Genomic DNA, 18,695 nt, shown 5'->3' on the forward strand with positions numbered 1-18,695 from the left:
ATCAATCAGAGGATACTTTAATGAATTTACAAAATCCTAAAAAATTCAAAATGATGATTGATCAGGCACATGATGTTGCGATCAATGTTTTACGCCCTATTTCTCGCAAATATGATAAAGCTGAACATGCATATCCAAAAGAACTTGATATGCTTGCCTCGCTCATTGATGGCATGAATGAAGGTGGTGAAGGAATTAATGCTGGTGCTGCGGGTGCTGGAAAGCGCGGTGATACCGACAATGAAGGTATTCGCAATGGAACCAACATGTCGACCGCTCTTGGAATTATTGAGATGTGTTATGGCGATACAGGCTTATTACTGAGTATGCCTCGTCAGGGTCTTGGAAACTCAGCAATTGCTGCTGTCGCAAATGATGAGCAATTAGAACGGTTCAAAGGAACATGGGCAGCAATGGCCATCACAGAACCGGGTTGTGGCTCCGACTCTGCCGCTATCCGTACCACAGCAACCAAAGATGGCAATCACTACATTCTAAATGGTGAAAAGATTTTTGTGACCTCAGGTGAACGAGCAGACTCTGTCGTTGTTTGGGCTACACTTGATCGTAAACTTGGCCGTGCAGCGATTAAATCATTTGTAGTGCCCAAAGGTACGCCTGGCATGAAGGTCGAACGTCTCGAACATAAATTAGGAATTAAAGCATCAGATACGGCAGTCATCAGTTTTATTGACTGCCGTGTACCTGCTGAGAACCTTTTGGGTAATGCCGAAGTGGATGTTGCTAAAGGTTTCGCCGGAGTAATGGAAACTTTTGACAATACTCGGCCTTTAGTTGCAGCAATGGCAATCGGTTGTGCGAAAGCTTCACTAGAGCGTATTAAAGAGATTTTTAAAGATCAGCTTGATCCTGACTACTCGACTCCCTATCTGCATGCTTCTAACCTTGTAGCACAAATCTACCGCATGGAGGCTGAATGGGAAGCTGCTCGTCTGCTCATGTTAAAAGCAACGTGGATGGCTGATAACAAAAAGCCAAATTCTAAAGAAGCTTCTATTGCAAAAGCAAAAGCAGGTCGTGTTGGTAACGAGATCACTTTAAAATGTGTCGAGTTAGCAGCAAGTGTTGGCTATAACGAAGATGAATTACTTGAGAAATGGGCACGTGATTCAAAAATTCTTGATATTTTTGAAGGTACTCAGCAAATTCAACAATTAATTATTGCGCGTCGTGAGCTTGGTAAATCTTCCAGTGAATTAAAATAAAAAAGACGCAAGAGAATCTAAACTCTCTTGCTTCATAACTCTAAGATTTATCTAAAAGATAAAACCCTCTAATCACATGATTAGAGGGTTTGGTATTTCAGGAATATATATTATTTATTCAATTTTTATGCTTCTAATGATTTATCTACTGCACCAAATTTTTTGAAGATTTTTGCACGTCGTTTTGGTGAAATATTCGCTTTGTTCAAATCACCTTTATAGTGATCAAAAACTCGCTTATCCATTATTTTGAACCACAACGAAGGAATTAACGCAGGTAATAACATACTTGCATAACCACTTGGTAATTCTGGCGCCTCATCAAAATGACGTAATGCTTGGAATGGACGAGTCGGATAAGCATGATGATCTGAGTGACGCTGCAACTGGTACAGAAATAAGTTTGTTACTACGTTGTTATTGTTCCAGCTATGCTCTGGCATTGTGCGCTCATATTGACCATTTTCTTTTTTCTGACGCAGTAAGCCATAATGTTCAATATAGTTAATAATTTCAAAAAGACTAATGCCATAAAATGCTTGTGTCGCTAAATATGGAATTGTACTTTTACCAAAAATTCCCACCATAGAAGCATGAAAAGCAGCACTCATTCCCCAGCCTTGTAATAATTCATTATCTGCTGACCAGAACTCTTTTCCTTTACGTTTTAAACGATTTTTCTCGATTTCAATTGCAGACTTAAAAGAACCTACAACTGTACGTGGCCAGAACTCATAAAATGTTTCGCCCATACGTGAAGAAGCCGGATCTTCAGGAGTTGCTGCACGTTTATGGTGTCCATAAGGATGTTCGATACGGAAGTGGTTATAACCTGTAGGAACCAAAGCAAGATGAGATAAAATATGATCAATACGATCATGCTTATGGCTTAATTCATGGGCTGTATTAATCGCAATACCATTAATCGCCCCCATTGAAACACCGAGCAAAATTTTATCAATGAATGACGTGGTTTTACGGCTTGTTAAATAACATGCATAAACATTTGCAGCATATTGCAGTGGAATAAAACTCTTCACAAGACGTGAATAATATGGATCTTTTTCTAAAAGCTTAATTTCTTCATCAGTCGGATTACGTGCATCCTTCCCAATAACAGTATCAATTGCAGGGATCACAACATGTAATAAAAGTGGACCACCTAAAGCGAAAACTTTTTTTAATGGGCGTGGACCAAAATGGTAACCAGCTAAAATACCTAAACCAATTACAGGTAGAGCTGGACTAATCATCCATAAATAGCGCTTACGATCTATCTCACGCATAGACGCTGGCACTGGCATAAGTTCTTGCTGAACATTTACTGGTGCATTCATAGTCATATTTCCTTTTTCTATATATCTATATAGTTAAAGAAATAGTACTTACTTAACAGTAGTAACCGTCCAAAAAACCTATTTCAAAGTCTTTGGCATTTTCTTCCACTTTTTTGTCCTAAAAACACATGTTGATCTATTCTTATACCTCACTATAATTTTATTAAAATAATGATTGATCATTTAAAGATGGATGCACTAAGTAAATTTTTTGATGATATTCACCTTAATAAGTCTGAATACATCTATTTAAAAGCACAAGGAGAATGGGCTTTTAAAACACAAGATCAATCTGCTTTACTTGCCTATATTGTTTTAACTGGTTCAGTATATATTCAACTTAATGCGTCAGAAAAAATAATTGCGACAGCTGGTGATATTATTTTAATTCCTTCTGGAAAGGCACATAATGCCACCGACTCAAAATCAACAGCAACTAAATTAGTAGATTCATTAGATATTACTTCGCTTTTTAACGGCCATAGACAAGACGCAATTGAATTTGGCACCTCCTCTCCTAATAAAACCTTATTACTGTGTTTACGCTGTCAGATTGATACTCATATGGCAGGCCCTTTGATTAATGCATTGCCTTCGATCATGCATATTCAACACGAAAATCAAACCAACCCACCAGAATGGCTACAAATTGGGCTTTATTTTTTAGCAATTGAAACTCAAAAAATCAGGCCGGGACATGACAAAATTATTGATCATTTAGTCAGTATTCTTCTCATTGAGTGCATTCGTGATCATGTTCAACAAATGACTGATCAACAAAACTGGCTAAGTGCGTTAACCCATCCTGAATTGAGTAATGCCCTATCCGCTATTCATAGCCAACCAGAAGTCGCTTGGACAGTTGAATCTTTAGCAGAACAATGCTGTATGTCACGGTCCAAATTTGCAAATCTATTTAATAGTATTATTGGGGAACCACCTCTAACTTATTTGCAACATTACCGTTTTCGTTTAGCAAGTCAGTACTTACGCACAAGTAATTTTTCAATTCAGCAAATATCAAACAAAGTCGGCTATTCATCCGAAACTGCTTTTAGTCAGGCCTTTAAAAGAATTTTTGATTTATCACCTAAACAATATCGACAGCAATATATCGAACATCATCTCGATTAATAGAAAATAAAAAAGCGCCGAAGCGCTTTTTTTATTTGATCAAATTATTATTTAATTTTTGCATGTGATTTTAAATATTGGCTGTAATCTTCCAATATTTGTTGACCACGAGATTGACGATAAAGTTGTTTTAGCTGTTGTAATTGATCAGCAGGAATAGCATTAGCGGCTGATGAATTTACATTTGAAACTGCAACGACTACCAGCTCATTTGGTAAGTTTGCTGTTGTAACAGACCACATACCCGGTTTAGGGGTAGCTAAACTAAATGCTGCACGTTCAATTTCACGCTTTAACCCCTGTGAACGACTAAATACGCCAGCTGATTCAAATGCGACTTTATTTTTAGCAACTACTTGTTCTGCTGGTTGAGTTTTAAACTCAGTCAACATGGTAGCAATTTTTGCTTGGGCTGCTTTACGCGCTTTTGCATCGATAACTTTGGCTTTTGCTTCATTCATCGCTTGCGCTAATGGTTTTACACCAGCTGCGTGGTAATCACGTACTTTAACCCATACCGTATCACCATTTGCTAATTGAATATTAGATGATGCATTACGGTCACCATTTTTCACATCATCATTAAATAGCTTAATTTTGACACTTGGATCACTTAAATATGGGTTTTGAGTTGCTAAAGTTACACCATTCAATGATTCAACTTTTGCACCTTTTACTTCTTGTACAACAGCTTCTAAAGAATCATTACCAACAATTGTTTCATTCAAACTGTTTACGGCATCTGAATAAACAGTAGCAACTTTATTCTTTTCAACCTCAGCCGTTAAACGCGCTTTCTCAGCTTCAAATGAAGGGATTTGGTTAGCTTGAGTTTCTGCTTCAATAATATGATAACCATATTGTGTTTTTACTGGCTGCGAAACTTGTCCATTTTTCAAACTTAAAACAGTTTTATCAAATGCATCCGAGAAAACACCTGGAGCATATGCTTCAACTAAACCACCTTTTGCTTTTGAACTAGGATCTTCAGAGAACTGCGATGCAGCTTGTGCAAACGATAGACCACCCTGAATTTTTGCATAAACTTCTTTTGCAAGTTTTTGTGCAGTTGCATCATCACGAGCATCAGTAGTAATTAAAATATGCTTTACAGTTCGTTTAGCATCTTTTTTCTGAGTTTCAACAAACTTTGCATAAGCTTGCTGAAGTTCAGCTTCAGTTGCAGGAGCTGGTTTAGCCATCATTGATGGAGATAAGACAACATAATCAACATCAACCGAAGCCTGTTGCTTAAATTCATTTTGATGCTTGTTATAGTAATCTGTAGCTTCTTGATTAGATGCAGTTAAACCTGTTTTGTAAGCATCTAATTTAATACTAGCTAAATGTAACGTACGTTGTTCAGTTTGCAAATTCGCAATTTGCATTAGATCAACTTTACTTACTAAAGAGTAATCAGCAAAGGTTGACGTTAACATTTTCAAAGCATGATCTTGACGTAGGCTTGCTATTAAACCCTGACTCGTCATGCCAATAGAACGTAAGTAATTTTCATAGAGTTTTTGTGAGAATTGACCATTCTCTTGCAAACTAGGCTGCTGAGCTAACATTTGCTCAATTTGAGCATCACTCAAAGAGATACCTAATTTTTCTGCTTGCTGTATTAATAGATTACGTGACACCAAAATATCGAGTGCCTTAGCCTGAATGACAGGCAAATTAAGTAAACTTTCATCCCCTTTAACAGCAGCTAAATATTGTTCTTTGTAAGACTGAGTTAAAGTTTCAAGGTCTTTTTTAGATATTTCTTGACCGTTTACTGTCTTAGCAACATCAGCCTTGTTTCCCCTATTAAAATATCCTTCAATACCTACAAGTGCTAAAGGGGTCAAAAACAAAATTAGAAGGACTTTGCCGAGCCAACCCTTAATGACTGTACGAAACGATTCCATAAGTATTCCAATATTTTATTTCGAGGAGAATTTTAACTGAAAAACCACAATCAATGAATGAGCAATATTGGTCAATTCAGATATTTAATAAAAAACGCGCCTATATTGGCGCGTTTATTCATCTTAAAAGATTAAGCTACTGAATCTTTAAGACCTTTACCAGCTTTAAAGCTAGGTACTTTTGTTGCTTTAATTTGAAGCTCTTCACCAGTTTTAGGGTTACGACCAGTGCGTGCAGCACGTTCTTTAACACTGAAAGTACCAAAACCAACTAAAGTTACTGTGTCACCTTTTTTAAGTGCTTCAGTAATTGACGCAATTGTCGCATCGAGTGCCTTGCCTGCATCAGTCTTAGATACTCCCCCTTTTTCAGCAATTGCATCGATTAATTCTGATTTATTCATGAATAAAACATCCTCTTAATATCGTTTGTTTAAGGTCCAAGGCTATAGTTTAAAAGGCCATGACGCCTTTATAGCAATGCTTTAGGGGAAAACGCAATACTAGAGCAGGGCTTTTAGCAAAAATAAATGCTAAAAAACTGTTATATATTTGCTAAATCCCAACATTTTTTTACTTTTTATTCAATTTTGCTTTCAACTGTTGATTTTCTTCTATTAAAGCATCCACTTTAATATGCAGTTGTACGAGCAGTTGTTCGATGTGTTGCAAATCCTTCGGTGTCACCAACCCAATACGGTTTAAAGAGTGATTAACACTCGTATCAAGAATCTTTTCTACTCTGTCTTTTGTTTCAGATACAGATTCTTTTGCTTTTTCTGTGACCTTGCCAACAGTATTGTCTGCCAAGTCTCCAGTTTTTGATTCTAGCTCCTCACCCACTTTAACCAAAGAATCAAAGAGCTTATTTCCCTCTTCTTCCGCACGTGAAAAAGCACCAAGTCCTGCTAGCCAAATTTGCTTAGTATACTTCCTAAAATCTAAAGCTGATTTTCTTGAACTTTTTGATTTTAATTTATTTTTTTCTTCCGACTCTTCTATCTGGGTATCTGTATTTGCATTATCCATTAATCTAAACTCCTAATCAGATGAGAGAAATGATGACTGATTTGACCACAAAATATTTCTATAATATCAAAGTAAAGACTTGATCCATTTACAAAACTGTTCTACAAAGCAAATAAGTCATGTAAATATATTTAACACGACATTGTGTTAAGTTTGGGATAGGATGTCCCATTCTTCGGTTAATTGCTATTTCTAAGGATAAACTTTTATGAGTGAAACGCAACAAAGACAAAAACATCCGCGTCTGTTGCTGAATATTGTTCTAATTATTTTAGAAACTTTTTTTTCATTTATTCTCACCCACGATGGTGCCCTTCGCTTGCAAGCGAAAAAGTTTATTTTGAACAAAACAACGATTCGTATTAATAGCTATTTACCTTTCTTTGACTTCTATGTTCAATTTACAGAAAAAGGTTTGTTATTCGATATTCATTCTTTTGATAGACGTGTTGATCTTGAGATCAATAGTACGCTTATCGATTTAATTAAAATTTTTGGTTTTTCTAACCAACGCAGTCTTAAAAATATGCGTATTGATGGTGATGAGGAAACGAAAAAGGAACTTCTAGATTTAATTTCTCATTTAACTCTTCCAAAATTGCTAGTTGACTGGAAACAGTGGTTTAACACTTCAGATGATGAAGCTGAAACCCTTGCTTCACGTAAACGGATCGCTCCATTACTTGAGAAAATTGATCAACAAAGATCAGAGATCAACTCCCTTCACGTGGAAATTAAACAGTATCAAAATCGAATTACTCGCTTACAACGACGTCAACGAAATATTAACTTCTCCTTTGGTATAATTAGCCTAATATTTATTGTTTATTTCATATATAATTTGTGGGTTGCCTAATTTATTTTTCTATTTTGTTCCTACACTTGAATTAAAAATAAAAAAACTTGACTATTTTAGTCGGGATTCATAAAATCCTATTATCTAGTCTTAACATGTGTATCGAATCATGCGCCTTACAACTCGCGGTCGCTACGCAGTGACTGCTCTACTTGATTTAGCTTTGCAGCCAACTGAACAAACGATCACGCTCGCCGAAATTGCCGCACGCCAATCCATTTCAGTTGCTTATTTAGAACAGTTATTCGCAAAACTTAAGCGTCATGGGTTAGTTTCTAGTGTTCGTGGTGCAAATGGTGGTTACCATTTGGCTCGAAATGCTGATGAAATTACTGTGTTAGAAATTATTGAAGCTGTAAATGAAACGGTTGATGCAACACGTTGTGACCATAAAGGTAACTGCCAAAATGGTGCAATGTGTCTCACTCATGATTTATGGCAAGAACTCTCTCATCATATTGCCGACTATTTAGCAAAAATCTCTCTTGCCGACCTCATTAGCCGAGACAACGTTCAAACTGTTGCATTACGCCAAAATGTGACTGGCACAGATTCAGCTCTTTTATCGGGTACAGGTATTTGATATGAAACGTCCAATTTATCTTGATTACGCAGCAACCACTCCAGTAGATCCGCAAGTTGCAGAACGTATGATGGAGTGTTTAACTTTCGACGGTACCTTTGGTAATGCTGCGTCTCGTTCGCACGCTTATGGCTGGCAGGCAGAAGAAAAAGTTGAATATGCACGTGAGCAAGTAGCAAATTTAATTAAAGCTGATCCACGTGAAATTGTTTGGACTTCTGGTGCAACTGAATCAGATAACCTTGCCCTTAAAGGTGTAGCTCAATTCTATGCATCTAAAGGCAAACATATCATTACAAGTAAAATTGAACACAAAGCTGTTCTAGATCCTTGTCGTGAATTAGAAGAACAAGGTTTTGAAATTACTTATTTAGAGCCAGAACCACAAACAGGTTTAATCACTCCTGAAATGGTTAAGGCTGCCCTTCGCCCAGATACTATTCTTGTTTCTCTTATGATGGTAAACAATGAAATCGGTACAGTTACAGATGTAGCGGCGATTGGTGAATTAACACGTGCCAACAAAACATTTTTCCACGTAGATGCAGCGCAAGCAGCTGGTAAAGTTGATATCGACTTATCTACGATGAAAATTGACCTTATGAGTTTCTCTGCTCATAAAATTTATGGTCCAAAAGGTATCGGCGCATTATATGTACGTCGTAGCCCACGTGTTCGCCTAAAAGCACAAATTCATGGTGGCGGTCATGAGCGTGGTATGCGTTCTGGTACTTTGGCTACTCACCAAATCGTTGGTATGGGTGAAGCTTTTGAAATTGCAGGCAAAACAATGCATGCAGAACAAGAGCGTCTCCGTAAACTTCGTGACAAACTTTGGAACGGTTTACAAGACCTTGAACAGGTGTTCTTAAATGGTCACCCAACTCAAAACGTTGCAAACTATTTAAATGTTAGCTTCAACTTTGTTGAAGGTGAATCTTTAATGATGTCGCTTAAAGATGCTGCAGTATCAAGTGGTTCTGCTTGTACTTCTGCAACTTTAGAGCCTTCATATGTTCTTCGCGCATTAGGTTTATCTGATGAGCTAGCACACAGCTCAATCCGCTTTAGTTTTGGTAAATACACAACTGAAGAAGACATTGACCACGTGCTTACAATTACCAAAGCTGCTGTTGAGAAATTACGTGAACTTTCTCCGCTTTGGGATATGTACAAAGAAGGTATCGATCTTTCTACAGTTGAATGGGCAGAACACTAATTATTGAAATTAGTGTTTTAACCCTCATATTAATATTAGGCTGACCCCGAGGTTTGGAGAAGCGAAATGGCTTATAGCGAAAAGGTAATTGATCATTACGAAAACCCACGTAATGTTGGTGTTTTAGATAAAAACTCTGAAAATGTTGGTACAGGCATGGTGGGAGCACCTGCATGTGGGGACGTGATGCGTTTGCAAATTCAGGTAAATGATAGTGGTGTGATTGAAGAAGCACGCTTCAAAACTTATGGTTGTGGTTCTGCAATTGCATCAAGCTCACTTGTAACTGAATGGTTAAAAGGTAAGACTCTTGATGAAGCTCAAGCGATCAAAAATATTGATATCGCAACTGAGCTTGCTCTTCCTCCAGTAAAAGTTCACTGCTCTGTACTAGCTGAAGATGCAATTAAAGCTGCGATTGATGATTACCGCAGTAAAAAATCTAAAGCTTAATTTGTTACCATTGTAAACGTTGGAGTTTTCATGATTCATTTAACTGAAAATGCTGCGACTCATATTAGCAATTACCTTAAAAATCGAGGTAAGGGTGAAGGCATTCGCGTGGGTGTGAAAACTTCTGGTTGTTCTGGGTTGGCTTATGTTCTCGAATTTGTTGATTCTGTCGATGAACATGACCAAGTTTTCGAACAATTTGGCGTTAAGGTTTTTGTAGATCCGAAAAGTCTTGTCTATTTAGAAGGCTTAGAAATGGACTACGTAAAGAATGGCCTTAACGAAGGGTTCGAATTTAACAATCCCAATAAAAAAGGTGAATGTGGTTGCGGTGAGTCTTTCACTGTATAACTCCCTCTTCTCCTTCCATCCTTTTCATTAAAACAGTGACTTTTTATAGCACTGTTTTAATGTATTTAATTAACGTGGACCTCCTTTCTAATGAATCATTTTGAGTTGTTCAATTTACCCGTAGAACTCGATATCGATTTGGCGAGCTTAAAATCTAGTTTCTTAAGTTTGCAACAGCAATATCACCCAGATAAAGCAGAAGATAAAGATCAGGCATTGATCAAATCAAGTGAAATCAATCAAGCTTTTAAAGTACTTTCGCAAGTAGATAGCCGCGCTGCTTATCTATTAGCGTTAAAAAAGCAAGATCATCACCTCGATCAATCCATCAGTGATTTTGAGTTCCTACAATCAGCTCTAGAGCTTCGTGAGCAACTTGATGAAGCAACTTCACAAGAGCATTTGAGTACTCTTAAGCAAGAAGTTTTTCAGTGGATTGAGGGCTTAGTTCGCGAATTTAAAATTGACTACTCAGATGAAGATTGGGGCGAAGCTCGAGATACTGTACGTAAATTACGTTTCTTTCAGCGCGTTCTTAACGATATTGAAAAAGCAGAAGATCAACTGTTGGATGATGAAGACAACTTTGATTTAGACGATGATTTTTAATTTGCTTTTTTCCAATTTATATTCAAAGGATTTAACTCATGGCACTTTTGCAAATTGCTGAACCGGGTCAATCCAGTGCCCCACATGAACACCGCATTGCGATTGGTATCGACCTAGGAACAACACATTCTTTAGTTGCGACAGTGTTATCAGGCAAACCAAAAGTCCTTAACGACGAAAAAGAAAGAAGACTTCTTCCTTCTATTGTGCATTATGGAAATGATGTCACTCATTATGGTGAAGAAGCAAAACCTTTCATTATTGCTGATCCAAAAAATACAATTGTTTCTGTAAAACGTTTTATGGGACGCTCAAAAGCAGATATCAAATTTCAACACCCATATGAATTAGTGGGTTCTGAAAATGAGATGCCAGCTTTCGAGACACGTTCTGGTCGTAAAACGCCTGTTGAAATTTCAGCTGAAATTTTAAAACAACTAAAAGAACGTGCTGAATCTAGTTTACAAAACCCAGTAAATGGAGCCGTAATTACTGTTCCAGCTTATTTTGATGAAGCACAACGTCAAGCAACACGCGATGCTGCACAGCTGGCTGGGTTGAATGTACTACGTCTTTTAAATGAGCCAACTGCTGCTGCTGTGGCTTATGGTTTAGACCAAGAAACGAATTTAGCTACAGATCATAACTATGTGATTTATGACCTAGGTGGTGGTACTTTCGACGTATCAATCTTACGTTTTTCACAAGGTGTCTTTGAAGTATTAGCTACAGGTGGTCATACTGCTTTAGGCGGTGATGATTTAGATCGTCTCATTGTTAAGTGGGCTAAAAAACAATTAAATATTGATACGCTAAGTGATGAAAACTATGCAGTATTTATTGTTGCTGCTCGCCAAGCAAAAGAACAGCTCTCTACACAAGAATCCGTTCAGTTAAAACTACTTGAAAATGTACTAACACTTGATCGCGCAACCTTTGAGAGCATTATTCAAGTTGCTTTAGACAAAACAATCAGTGTTTGCAAACGTGTTTTACGTGATGCAAAACTTGAGTTATCAGATATTCAAAATGTTGTTTTAGTAGGTGGTTCTACCCGTTCGTATGCTGTTCAGCAAGCAGTTCGCAATGTATTTAACCAAGAACCACTTTGCACAATTAATCCTGATGAAGTAGTAGCGATTGGTGCTTCTATTACAGCCAATCAATTAATTGGAAACAGCCAAGACGGCTCACTACTTTTAGATGTTACTCCTCTTTCTCTTGGCTTAGAAACCATGGGTGGATTAGTAGAGCGTCTTATTTCTCGTAATACAGCTATTCCGGTTGCTCGTCGCCAAGAGTTTACTACGTATCAAGATGGCCAAACTGCCATGCTGATTCATGTAGTTCAAGGCGAAAGAGATTTAGTCGAACACTGTCGATCGTTAGGAAGATTCGTTCTTCATGGCATTCCTCCAATGACTGCTGGTCAAGCACGTATTGAAGTTACCTTTCAGGTAGATGCAGACGGCTTACTTACTGTTTCAGCTCGTGAAACAACTTCAGGCGTACAAGCTCAAATTGATATTAAACCATCTTATGGTTTATCAGAGTCTGACACTGAACGCTTATTAATTGAAGGTTTCCAACACGCAGAAGAAGACAAAAATCTGCGTCATTTAAAAGAAACCAAAGTTGAGGCCCAACGCGAGCTTGAAGCATTAGAACAAGCTTTGAAAGTAGATGCTGATTTACTCAATAATGAACAGCTCGAAGCACTTAAAGCCGCTGAAAACTCGCTTAAAGTACAACTTGAAGGCAATGATATTCAAGCAATTGAAAAAGCTGTAGAACAACTTAAAGTACATAGTGATGCTTTTGCTGCACTACGTATGAATCGACATATTGACCACGCCTTAAAAGGTACAAAACTTGAAGATTGGTCAAATTCAAACTAAAGGTATAGGTGATCAATATGCCCCGCATTAAAGTACTTCCTCACGCTCAATTTTGTCCTGAAGGTGCAGAATTTGAAGTTGAACAGAATGCAAATCTTTGCCAAAGTTTGCTTGATCGAGGAATTAAAATCGAACACGCATGTGACATGTCATGTGCTTGCACTACCTGTCACGTAGTAGTTCGCAAAGGTTTTGATAGCCTAGAAGAAATGGATGATGTTGAAGCAGACCTTTTAGATCGCGCTTGGGGTCTTGAACCAGATTCTCGCCTTTCATGCCAAGTAAAAATTGTTGATGAAGATTTAGAAATTGAGATCCCTAAATATACAATCAACCACGCTTCAGAAAATCATTAATCGTGTTAATAAAAAAGCTGCTTTAAAAGCAGCTTTTTTTATGTTTTATAAACTCTAAACCTGATCTTGCTGGTCTATTTCTAAAGGTTTAACTTCATCTTCAAGTCTTAACTGCGCTATACCTTGAGTATTCACTAAAGTTTGTTGAACTTTAATTCGTTGAATCATTTTTTCAAGCACTTCTACTAGTTCAGGATATTCATAGTTTTGTACTTCCTCTAAATTAAGTACCAAGTGAAAGCCTTTATACTCATAATCAAACCATTGCTGATGATCTGACTTATTCCCTGTATATTTCTCCATCACTTGCCATGTCTTTACGGCACCTTGAATACCTTTTAGATAAATCGGTGTTTTAGGTGCGCACAGGAAATCACTTTTGATTAATTGATAAGTATCATCTGAAATTAAGATTTCATCTATTTCAGCAGCATATTGCAGACGAGCCGCTAAATTCACATCACGCCCCACAATCGTATAAGCCATACGATGGGTTGCCCCATAATTTCCTACGTGGCAATAACCAGTACTAATACCCATCCGGATATGCAATGCTGAGTAACCCATTTTTTTCCAGCGCTCGCGCAACAATTTCATTTGCTGACGCATAGCGATTGCCATTTCTACACATGCTTTAGCATCTTGCTCCACACCTTGTGAATTCGGATCACCAAAAAATATGAGGATGGCATCACCCATAAATTTATCGACTGTGGCTTCATACTGTTTAGCAATTTCTGTCATATGACTTAAATAGTCATTAAGCAAAAATGCTAAATCATCTGGAATTAAAGTTTCTGATAATTCTGTAAAACCCTGAATATCAGAAAAAAACACCGTCATTTTTTTACGCTTATATTCAATCTTTGCTTCAGCCTCACCACGCATAATAGATTGCCATAACTGTAATGGCGCATAACGGCTTAACTGATTAGCAAAAGCAATATAGCGGGTCATTTGGTCATAGTAATGTTGACGCTGCTGACTGATTTTTTTAACCCAACGATGCTGGTAGTAGTTTCCGATAGTAATAAACATAACCAAGCCAAGAAGTGTAATTACAGTCAACTCTTGGCTAGTAGGTTCAAAATATGTATAAAAACCAAATAAAAAGAAAGTACTTAAATAAAAAATAATCGCGCCTAACAAACTGGTCAAACAAATGACTGCGAAAGAAATACGACTATTAATTGCTGAATAAAATAATGCAAAAATTGCAATAAATGTAGGCACCAAATTAAGATGCAAACCTGCTAAGGTAACGGCTACAACAATTGCATCGATTGCAAAGAAAACACTTTTTTGAGTTTTTTTATCGAATTGGTACTGAAGCCAGTGTTCTAACTTCGAACTAATAAAAAGTAGGAATAGGAAAAAAGGTGGAACATAGATCTGATAATTAGTATTAGGTGAGGTAAAAGCATAGATCACTAAAATTAATGACAGAATTGAATATCCCATCAAACGATGAAAATATGCAAACTGCTTAGGCTCTCTATCGATAAACCTCTCTAATTGCACCCTATCCTCCACACCTCAATGTAGCCACATTCATATAAATGTGGCATTGCATTGATTTAGTCCATGCGCCAATCAAATGGCATATCACCTTGACCACGTAACGCAAGCATAAGAGTTTGACGCATATGAGCCAGCACATCATTTGTATAAGGAACCGCAGGTGTCCCCCATACTGGTTTAGGCCATGCAACATCATTCTGATAACGTACCACATGATGGAAATGCAATTGAGGCACCATATTCCCCAAAGCTGCAACATTCATTTTATCAGCACGGAATACGCGAGATAGCTGGCTAGATAACCAACTTGATTCACGTAAAAACTGTTCTTGGTCAGCTTGGCTCAACTCATATAGTTCTGTGATTCCCGGCACACGAGGGATTAAAATCAGCCAAGGGAATTGCATATCATTCATTAAACGACATGTTGAAAGCGGAAAATCGCCTACAAAAAAAGTATCTTGAGCAAGTTGTGGATGCAAACTAAACATATCTTTTATAAATGACAATAAACAATAATGGCTAATACTATCACATCAGTTTTGATGTGAGTATTGCTAGTGTCTGGTTTGATTACAAATAACAATGATTTTATGCACTTATTCCCCTAATAGACCGAGAAATCGTGCATAAAATTCTGTTATCAACATACAAAGGATTTATATAGAATAAAAATCACTTTAAAACACTATTTAAGCATGTAATTCATTCAATAATTTCGCTAATAAATCATTAATAAATTGGATTCGTTTTTCCTGCTCTTCAAGCTGAACCATAACCTTTAAACGTTGACCACCTTCCATACGATAATAGGTTGGATGCTTTTGCATGAGTTGAATAATACTGATGGCCTGAACAGGTGTATCAGGCGAGAATTCAATATTGCCACCTTGAGTATTAATATCGATTTTAGTAATACCTAACTGTTCAGCTTTCAGGCGAATTTGGTGAACACTAAATAAGTGTTTAACTGATTGCGGTGGAACCCCAAAACGGTCAATCAGCTCCATACGTATATTGTCGAGCTTTTCTTGGGTATCTGTATTACTAATACGCTTATAGAATAATAAACGCTGATGTACGTCACCTAAATACTCATCTGGAATCAGTGCAGGAATGTGTAAATTAATTTCTGCTGTTAATGATAAAGGTGCATCAAAATTCGGCGTTTTCCCTTGCTGAATCGCTTTAGTAGCTTTTTCCAGCATTTCCATATATAGGCTATATCCAATTGCCTGCATTGAACCACTTTGCTGTTCACCTAAAAGCTCACCGGCACCTCGAATTTCTAAATCTTCTGTAGCCAGCATGAAACCAGCACCAAGAGTTGAAGCACGTTGAATTGCATCTAGACGTTTTTCAGCATCACCTTTTAAATGCTTTATCGAAGGAACCAATAAATAGGCATAGGCTTGGTGGTGTGAACGTCCTACACGGCCACGTAATTGGTGTAGTTGAGCTAAACCTAGTTTGTCGGCCCTTTCTATCAAAATAGTGTTGGCATTTGGAACATCGATTCCGGTTTCGATAATTGTTGAGCATACCAATACATTGTATTCTTTGTGATAGAACTGTTGCATGACTTGCTCAAGTTCTCTTTCCCTCATTTGTCCGTGTGCAACAGCTACACGAGCTTCAGGGACAAGCACACGAATATTTTCAGCTGCTCTCTCAATCGTATCAACTTCATTGTGCAAGAAATATACTTGGCCACCACGTAGTAACTCACGCAAGATCGCTTCTTTAATAGATGCTTCAGTATGTTCTTGTACAAAGGTTTTAACAGCTAAACGACGGGCTGGTGGTGTAGCAATGATAGATAAATCACGCATTCCCGAAAAAGCCATATTAAGCGTACGAGGAATTGGTGTAGCTGTAAGCGTTAACATATCTACATCTGCACGTAATGCTTTAATACGCTCTTTATCTCGCACCCCAAAACGGTGCTCTTCGTCGACCACCATTAAGCCTAAATCTTTAAACTGCACATTTTCTTGTAAAAGTTTATGGGTGCCCACCACAATATCGACTTTGCCTTCAGCAAGGTCTTCAATATTTTTCGTATGGGTTTTATTTGAACCAAAACGTGATAATACTTCAATACGAACAGGCCAATCGGCAAAACGGTCTTTAAAAGATTCATAATGCTGTTGAGCAAGTAATGTCGTCGGTACTAACACAGCGACCTGTTTGCCATTTTGCACCGCAACAAATGCCGCACGCATCGCAACTTCTGTTTTACCAAAACCAACGTCCCCACAAACAAGTCGATCCATCGGTTTAGCTTGTTGCATATCATAAAGCGTCGCTTCAATAGCATTGGCTTGATCAAGTGTTTCTTCGTACGCAAATCCGCTTGCAAATTGCATATAAAGTGACTGATCGACTTCAAAACCAAAGCCAGGTTTTGACTGACGACGTGCTTGTATATGTAGCAACTCTGCTGCAACATCATGAATTTGTTCTAAAGCTTTACGTTTAGCCTTACTCCACGCGTCAGTTCCAATTTTGTGTAATGGTGCTAAATCTGGATCTCCGCCACTATAGCGGCTAATGAGGTGCAAGTTAGTCACGGGCACATAAACTTTTGCCTCTTCAGCATAGTCTAGTTGCAAGAATTCATAATCTTGCCCTTCAATTGCCAAAGTAATTAATCCAGCGTAACGCCCGACACCATGATCGATATGAACAACGGGAGCTCCTATGCTTAATTCGGTCAAACTACGAATTAGAAACTCTTCTGAAACTTCTTGCTGACGTTTACGACGACGTTGAACTACGCGATGCTCATATAACTGATTTTCTGAAATAACAGACAATTGATCGGTTAAAAGCAACCCACGGTCTAATGGCGCATTCGTAATCGCAATCGCAAACTGACTTTTCTGGAATTGCTCGAAACTATCTACACTAGGAATATCTCCCAGACTGGCACGCAAACCGTCTCTTAAACTTTCACGTCGACCAGCACTTTCTGCAACCAATAAAACAGGATGATTTGCTTCATCAATATATTTTTTAACTACGGCAAATGGTTTGTCTTTTTTCGGATCAACTGGCAACTTAGGTGGTTGCTCAACCTTAAGATTTAGAGCCCCAGCTTTTTCTTCAACTGTTTCAGCGCTCACAAGCATACGTGGGAACTGATTTAAGGCACTTAGTAAGTTATTTGGTGCAATAAATAACTCATCAGGTGGGAGAATTGGCTGGTCTGCGTTATGACGTCTATCTTCATAGCGACGGAAAACTTCTTTCCAAAAACTGGTTAAATCAGCATCCACATCATCATTTGTAATTACAATGCAATTCTTTGGAAAGTACGTTGTAAGTGTACTTTGGGATTGCATTTGGGTTTTATCAAAAAATAACGGTAAATAGAACTCGATTCCCGGAGATGCGATACCATCAAGAACGTCTTGGTAAATTGGGTTTTTCTTAGGATTTGCAGTCGGAAAAAGTTCAGAATAACGGTCTCTAAAAATTGAACGAGCTTCTTTTAATGGGAACTCTTTTGCTGGTAAGACGGTAAAACTTTTTAAAGTAGTTGTTGTTCTTTGTGTTTCTGGATCAAAGAATTTTAAAGTATCAATTTCATCATCAAATAAGTCAATACGGATAGGTGCTTCCTGTCCTGATGCAAAAATATCCATGATGCTACCACGTACAGCAAACTCACCATGGTCGTAAACTGTATCTACTAAATGATACCCAGCTTGTACTAAACGCAGCTTCTGCTGTTCTAAATCAAATTTTTGCCCCACACGAATATCAAAATGCTCACCTAAAACCCAAGAATAGGGTGCAACTCTTTGAGCTAAAGTACTTGCTGAAACGAGCAATACACCTTTTTGCGGCATATTGGATAAAATCGCGAGACGTTCTGAAACAATATCTTGATGAGGTGACAAGCGATCATAAGGCAGAATCTCCCAATCAGGGAAAATTGTCGGCTTTATGCCATAAAATTCAAGTTCACTTTCTAACTGAGCAACATGTTGGTTATTTCGAGCCACTATAACGAGCAAAGATGAATGCTGAACGGCAATTTCTTTGAATAATAATGCAGCAGATGAACCTAATAACGACCCTACCCAACGCTTTTCACCGGCTTTGAGCTGTTGTAAATTCAATTGAGAGATTTCTTGTTGAAACATGTATATGGCTTTTATCAGCTAAGAAGATATGAGCTCAATAGTAGCATGATGTTTTT

General features: G+C 37.8%; 17 protein-coding genes. 10 read left to right on the forward strand and 7 right to left on the reverse strand.

The annotated features are described in order from the left end of the window. The first annotated feature begins 20 nt into the window (after positions 1-20). Positions 21-1,226: an acyl-CoA dehydrogenase family protein gene (locus KIP84_RS09340; protein ID WP_213688340.1), complete on the forward strand. Its 1,206-nt coding sequence runs from the start codon at positions 21-23 to the stop codon at positions 1,224-1,226. Between the two features lie 125 nt (positions 1,227-1,351). On the opposite strand, the gene KIP84_RS09345 is transcribed toward KIP84_RS09340, so the two are convergent. Further along, positions 1,352-2,563 carry an alkane 1-monooxygenase gene (locus tag KIP84_RS09345; protein ID WP_017386863.1) on the reverse strand — a complete coding sequence of 404 codons (1,212 nt, stop codon included), beginning with the start codon at positions 2,561-2,563 and terminating at the stop codon, positions 1,352-1,354. 171 nt (positions 2,564-2,734) lie between these two features. On the opposite strand from KIP84_RS09345, the gene KIP84_RS09350 reads away from it, so the two are divergent. Continuing rightward, positions 2,735-3,697, forward strand: a complete 963-nt coding sequence (locus KIP84_RS09350; RefSeq protein ID WP_005076206.1) for an AraC family transcriptional regulator — start codon at positions 2,735-2,737, stop codon at positions 3,695-3,697. Between the two features lie 47 nt (positions 3,698-3,744). Here the strand turns inward: KIP84_RS09350 and KIP84_RS09355 are convergent, their stop codons facing one another. The 3 genes from KIP84_RS09355 to KIP84_RS09365 form a co-directional block, all read right to left on the reverse strand. Then, positions 3,745-5,610, reverse strand: coding sequence for a SurA N-terminal domain-containing protein (locus KIP84_RS09355; protein ID WP_032034927.1), 1,866 nt, complete (start codon positions 5,608-5,610; stop codon positions 3,745-3,747). Between the two features lie 131 nt (positions 5,611-5,741). Then, positions 5,742-6,014, reverse strand: coding sequence for an HU family DNA-binding protein (locus KIP84_RS09360; RefSeq protein WP_001043034.1), 273 nt, complete (start codon positions 6,012-6,014; stop codon positions 5,742-5,744). A 169-nt stretch (positions 6,015-6,183) separates the two neighbouring features. Beyond that, positions 6,184-6,639, reverse strand: a complete 456-nt coding sequence (locus KIP84_RS09365; RefSeq protein WP_005069443.1) for a phasin family protein — start codon at positions 6,637-6,639, stop codon at positions 6,184-6,186. Positions 6,640-6,847: 208 nt separating this feature from the next. Here KIP84_RS09365 and KIP84_RS09370 point away from each other — a divergent pair, with 208 nt between their 5' ends. The 8 genes from KIP84_RS09370 to fdx all read left to right on the forward strand — a co-directional run bounded on the left by KIP84_RS09370 (position 6,848) and on the right by fdx (position 12,964). Continuing rightward, positions 6,848-7,495, forward strand: a complete 648-nt coding sequence (locus KIP84_RS09370; protein WP_213688341.1) for a hypothetical protein — start codon at positions 6,848-6,850, stop codon at positions 7,493-7,495. 109 nt (positions 7,496-7,604) lie between these two features. Further along, positions 7,605-8,078, forward strand: a complete 474-nt coding sequence (locus KIP84_RS09375; protein ID WP_002117915.1) for an Rrf2 family transcriptional regulator — start codon at positions 7,605-7,607, stop codon at positions 8,076-8,078. Position 8,079: 1 nt separating this feature from the next. Then, entirely contained in the window at positions 8,080-9,297 is a 1,218-nt protein-coding gene (locus tag KIP84_RS09380) for an IscS subfamily cysteine desulfurase (protein WP_002117998.1), read from the forward strand. A 66-nt stretch (positions 9,298-9,363) separates the two neighbouring features. Further along, positions 9,364-9,750, forward strand: coding sequence for a Fe-S cluster assembly scaffold IscU (gene iscU / locus KIP84_RS09385; RefSeq protein WP_002117907.1), 387 nt, complete (start codon positions 9,364-9,366; stop codon positions 9,748-9,750). A 30-nt stretch (positions 9,751-9,780) separates the two neighbouring features. After that, complete coding sequence (gene iscA, locus KIP84_RS09390) at positions 9,781-10,101, forward strand: iron-sulfur cluster assembly protein IscA (protein WP_002117986.1); 321 nt, start codon at positions 9,781-9,783, stop codon at positions 10,099-10,101. A gap of 90 nt (positions 10,102-10,191) precedes the next feature. Then, the gene (hscB, locus tag KIP84_RS09395; RefSeq protein WP_005076214.1) at positions 10,192-10,710 is read left to right on the forward strand and encodes a Fe-S protein assembly co-chaperone HscB; all 519 of its coding nucleotides are present in this window, start codon (positions 10,192-10,194) and stop codon (positions 10,708-10,710) included. A 38-nt stretch (positions 10,711-10,748) separates the two neighbouring features. Further along, the gene (hscA, locus tag KIP84_RS09400; protein WP_014206625.1) at positions 10,749-12,608 is read left to right on the forward strand and encodes a Fe-S protein assembly chaperone HscA; all 1,860 of its coding nucleotides are present in this window, start codon (positions 10,749-10,751) and stop codon (positions 12,606-12,608) included. A 17-nt stretch (positions 12,609-12,625) separates the two neighbouring features. After that, positions 12,626-12,964: an ISC system 2Fe-2S type ferredoxin gene (gene fdx / locus KIP84_RS09405; protein ID WP_009387062.1), complete on the forward strand. Its 339-nt coding sequence runs from the start codon at positions 12,626-12,628 to the stop codon at positions 12,962-12,964. A 54-nt stretch (positions 12,965-13,018) separates the two neighbouring features. Here fdx and KIP84_RS09410 read toward each other — a convergent pair whose 3' ends face one another. The 3 genes from KIP84_RS09410 to mfd form a co-directional block, all read right to left on the reverse strand. Then, the gene (locus KIP84_RS09410) at positions 13,019-14,485 is read right to left on the reverse strand and encodes an adenylate/guanylate cyclase domain-containing protein (RefSeq protein WP_014206624.1); all 1,467 of its coding nucleotides are present in this window, start codon (positions 14,483-14,485) and stop codon (positions 13,019-13,021) included. A gap of 56 nt (positions 14,486-14,541) precedes the next feature. Beyond that, positions 14,542-14,976, reverse strand: coding sequence for an HIT domain-containing protein (locus KIP84_RS09415; protein ID WP_002117900.1), 435 nt, complete (start codon positions 14,974-14,976; stop codon positions 14,542-14,544). A 201-nt stretch (positions 14,977-15,177) separates the two neighbouring features. Beyond that, the gene (gene mfd / locus KIP84_RS09420) at positions 15,178-18,639 is read right to left on the reverse strand and encodes a transcription-repair coupling factor (RefSeq protein WP_213688342.1); all 3,462 of its coding nucleotides are present in this window, start codon (positions 18,637-18,639) and stop codon (positions 15,178-15,180) included. Positions 18,640-18,695 lie beyond the last annotated feature (56 nt).

The organism is Acinetobacter sp. BHS4, assembly GCF_018454425.1.
Lineage (GTDB): Bacteria > Pseudomonadota > Gammaproteobacteria > Pseudomonadales > Moraxellaceae > Acinetobacter > Acinetobacter pittii.

Coding starts and splice junctions, on each gene's coding strand:
- KIP84_RS09340 (WP_213688340.1), top strand. CDS start 21: ATGAATTTACAAAATCCTAAAAAATTCAAAATGATGATTGATCAGGCA.
- KIP84_RS09380 (WP_002117998.1), top strand. CDS start 8,080: ATGAAACGTCCAATTTATCTTGATTACGCAGCAACCACTCCAGTAGAT.
- mfd (WP_213688342.1), bottom strand. CDS start 18,639: ATGTTTCAACAAGAAATCTCTCAATTGAATTTACAACAGCTCAAAGCC.
- KIP84_RS09350 (WP_005076206.1), top strand. CDS start 2,735: ATGATTGATCATTTAAAGATGGATGCACTAAGTAAATTTTTTGATGAT.
- KIP84_RS09415 (WP_002117900.1), bottom strand. CDS start 14,976: ATGTTTAGTTTGCATCCACAACTTGCTCAAGATACTTTTTTTGTAGGC.
- KIP84_RS09375 (WP_002117915.1), top strand. CDS start 7,605: ATGCGCCTTACAACTCGCGGTCGCTACGCAGTGACTGCTCTACTTGAT.
- fdx (WP_009387062.1), top strand. CDS start 12,626: ATGCCCCGCATTAAAGTACTTCCTCACGCTCAATTTTGTCCTGAAGGT.
- KIP84_RS09360 (WP_001043034.1), bottom strand. CDS start 6,014: ATGAATAAATCAGAATTAATCGATGCAATTGCTGAAAAAGGGGGAGTA.
- hscA (WP_014206625.1), top strand. CDS start 10,749: ATGGCACTTTTGCAAATTGCTGAACCGGGTCAATCCAGTGCCCCACAT.
- iscU (WP_002117907.1), top strand. CDS start 9,364: ATGGCTTATAGCGAAAAGGTAATTGATCATTACGAAAACCCACGTAAT.
- KIP84_RS09345 (WP_017386863.1), bottom strand. CDS start 2,563: ATGAATGCACCAGTAAATGTTCAGCAAGAACTTATGCCAGTGCCAGCG.
- KIP84_RS09355 (WP_032034927.1), bottom strand. CDS start 5,610: ATGGAATCGTTTCGTACAGTCATTAAGGGTTGGCTCGGCAAAGTCCTT.
- iscA (WP_002117986.1), top strand. CDS start 9,781: ATGATTCATTTAACTGAAAATGCTGCGACTCATATTAGCAATTACCTT.
- KIP84_RS09365 (WP_005069443.1), bottom strand. CDS start 6,639: ATGGATAATGCAAATACAGATACCCAGATAGAAGAGTCGGAAGAAAAA.
- KIP84_RS09370 (WP_213688341.1), top strand. CDS start 6,848: ATGAGTGAAACGCAACAAAGACAAAAACATCCGCGTCTGTTGCTGAAT.
- hscB (WP_005076214.1), top strand. CDS start 10,192: ATGAATCATTTTGAGTTGTTCAATTTACCCGTAGAACTCGATATCGAT.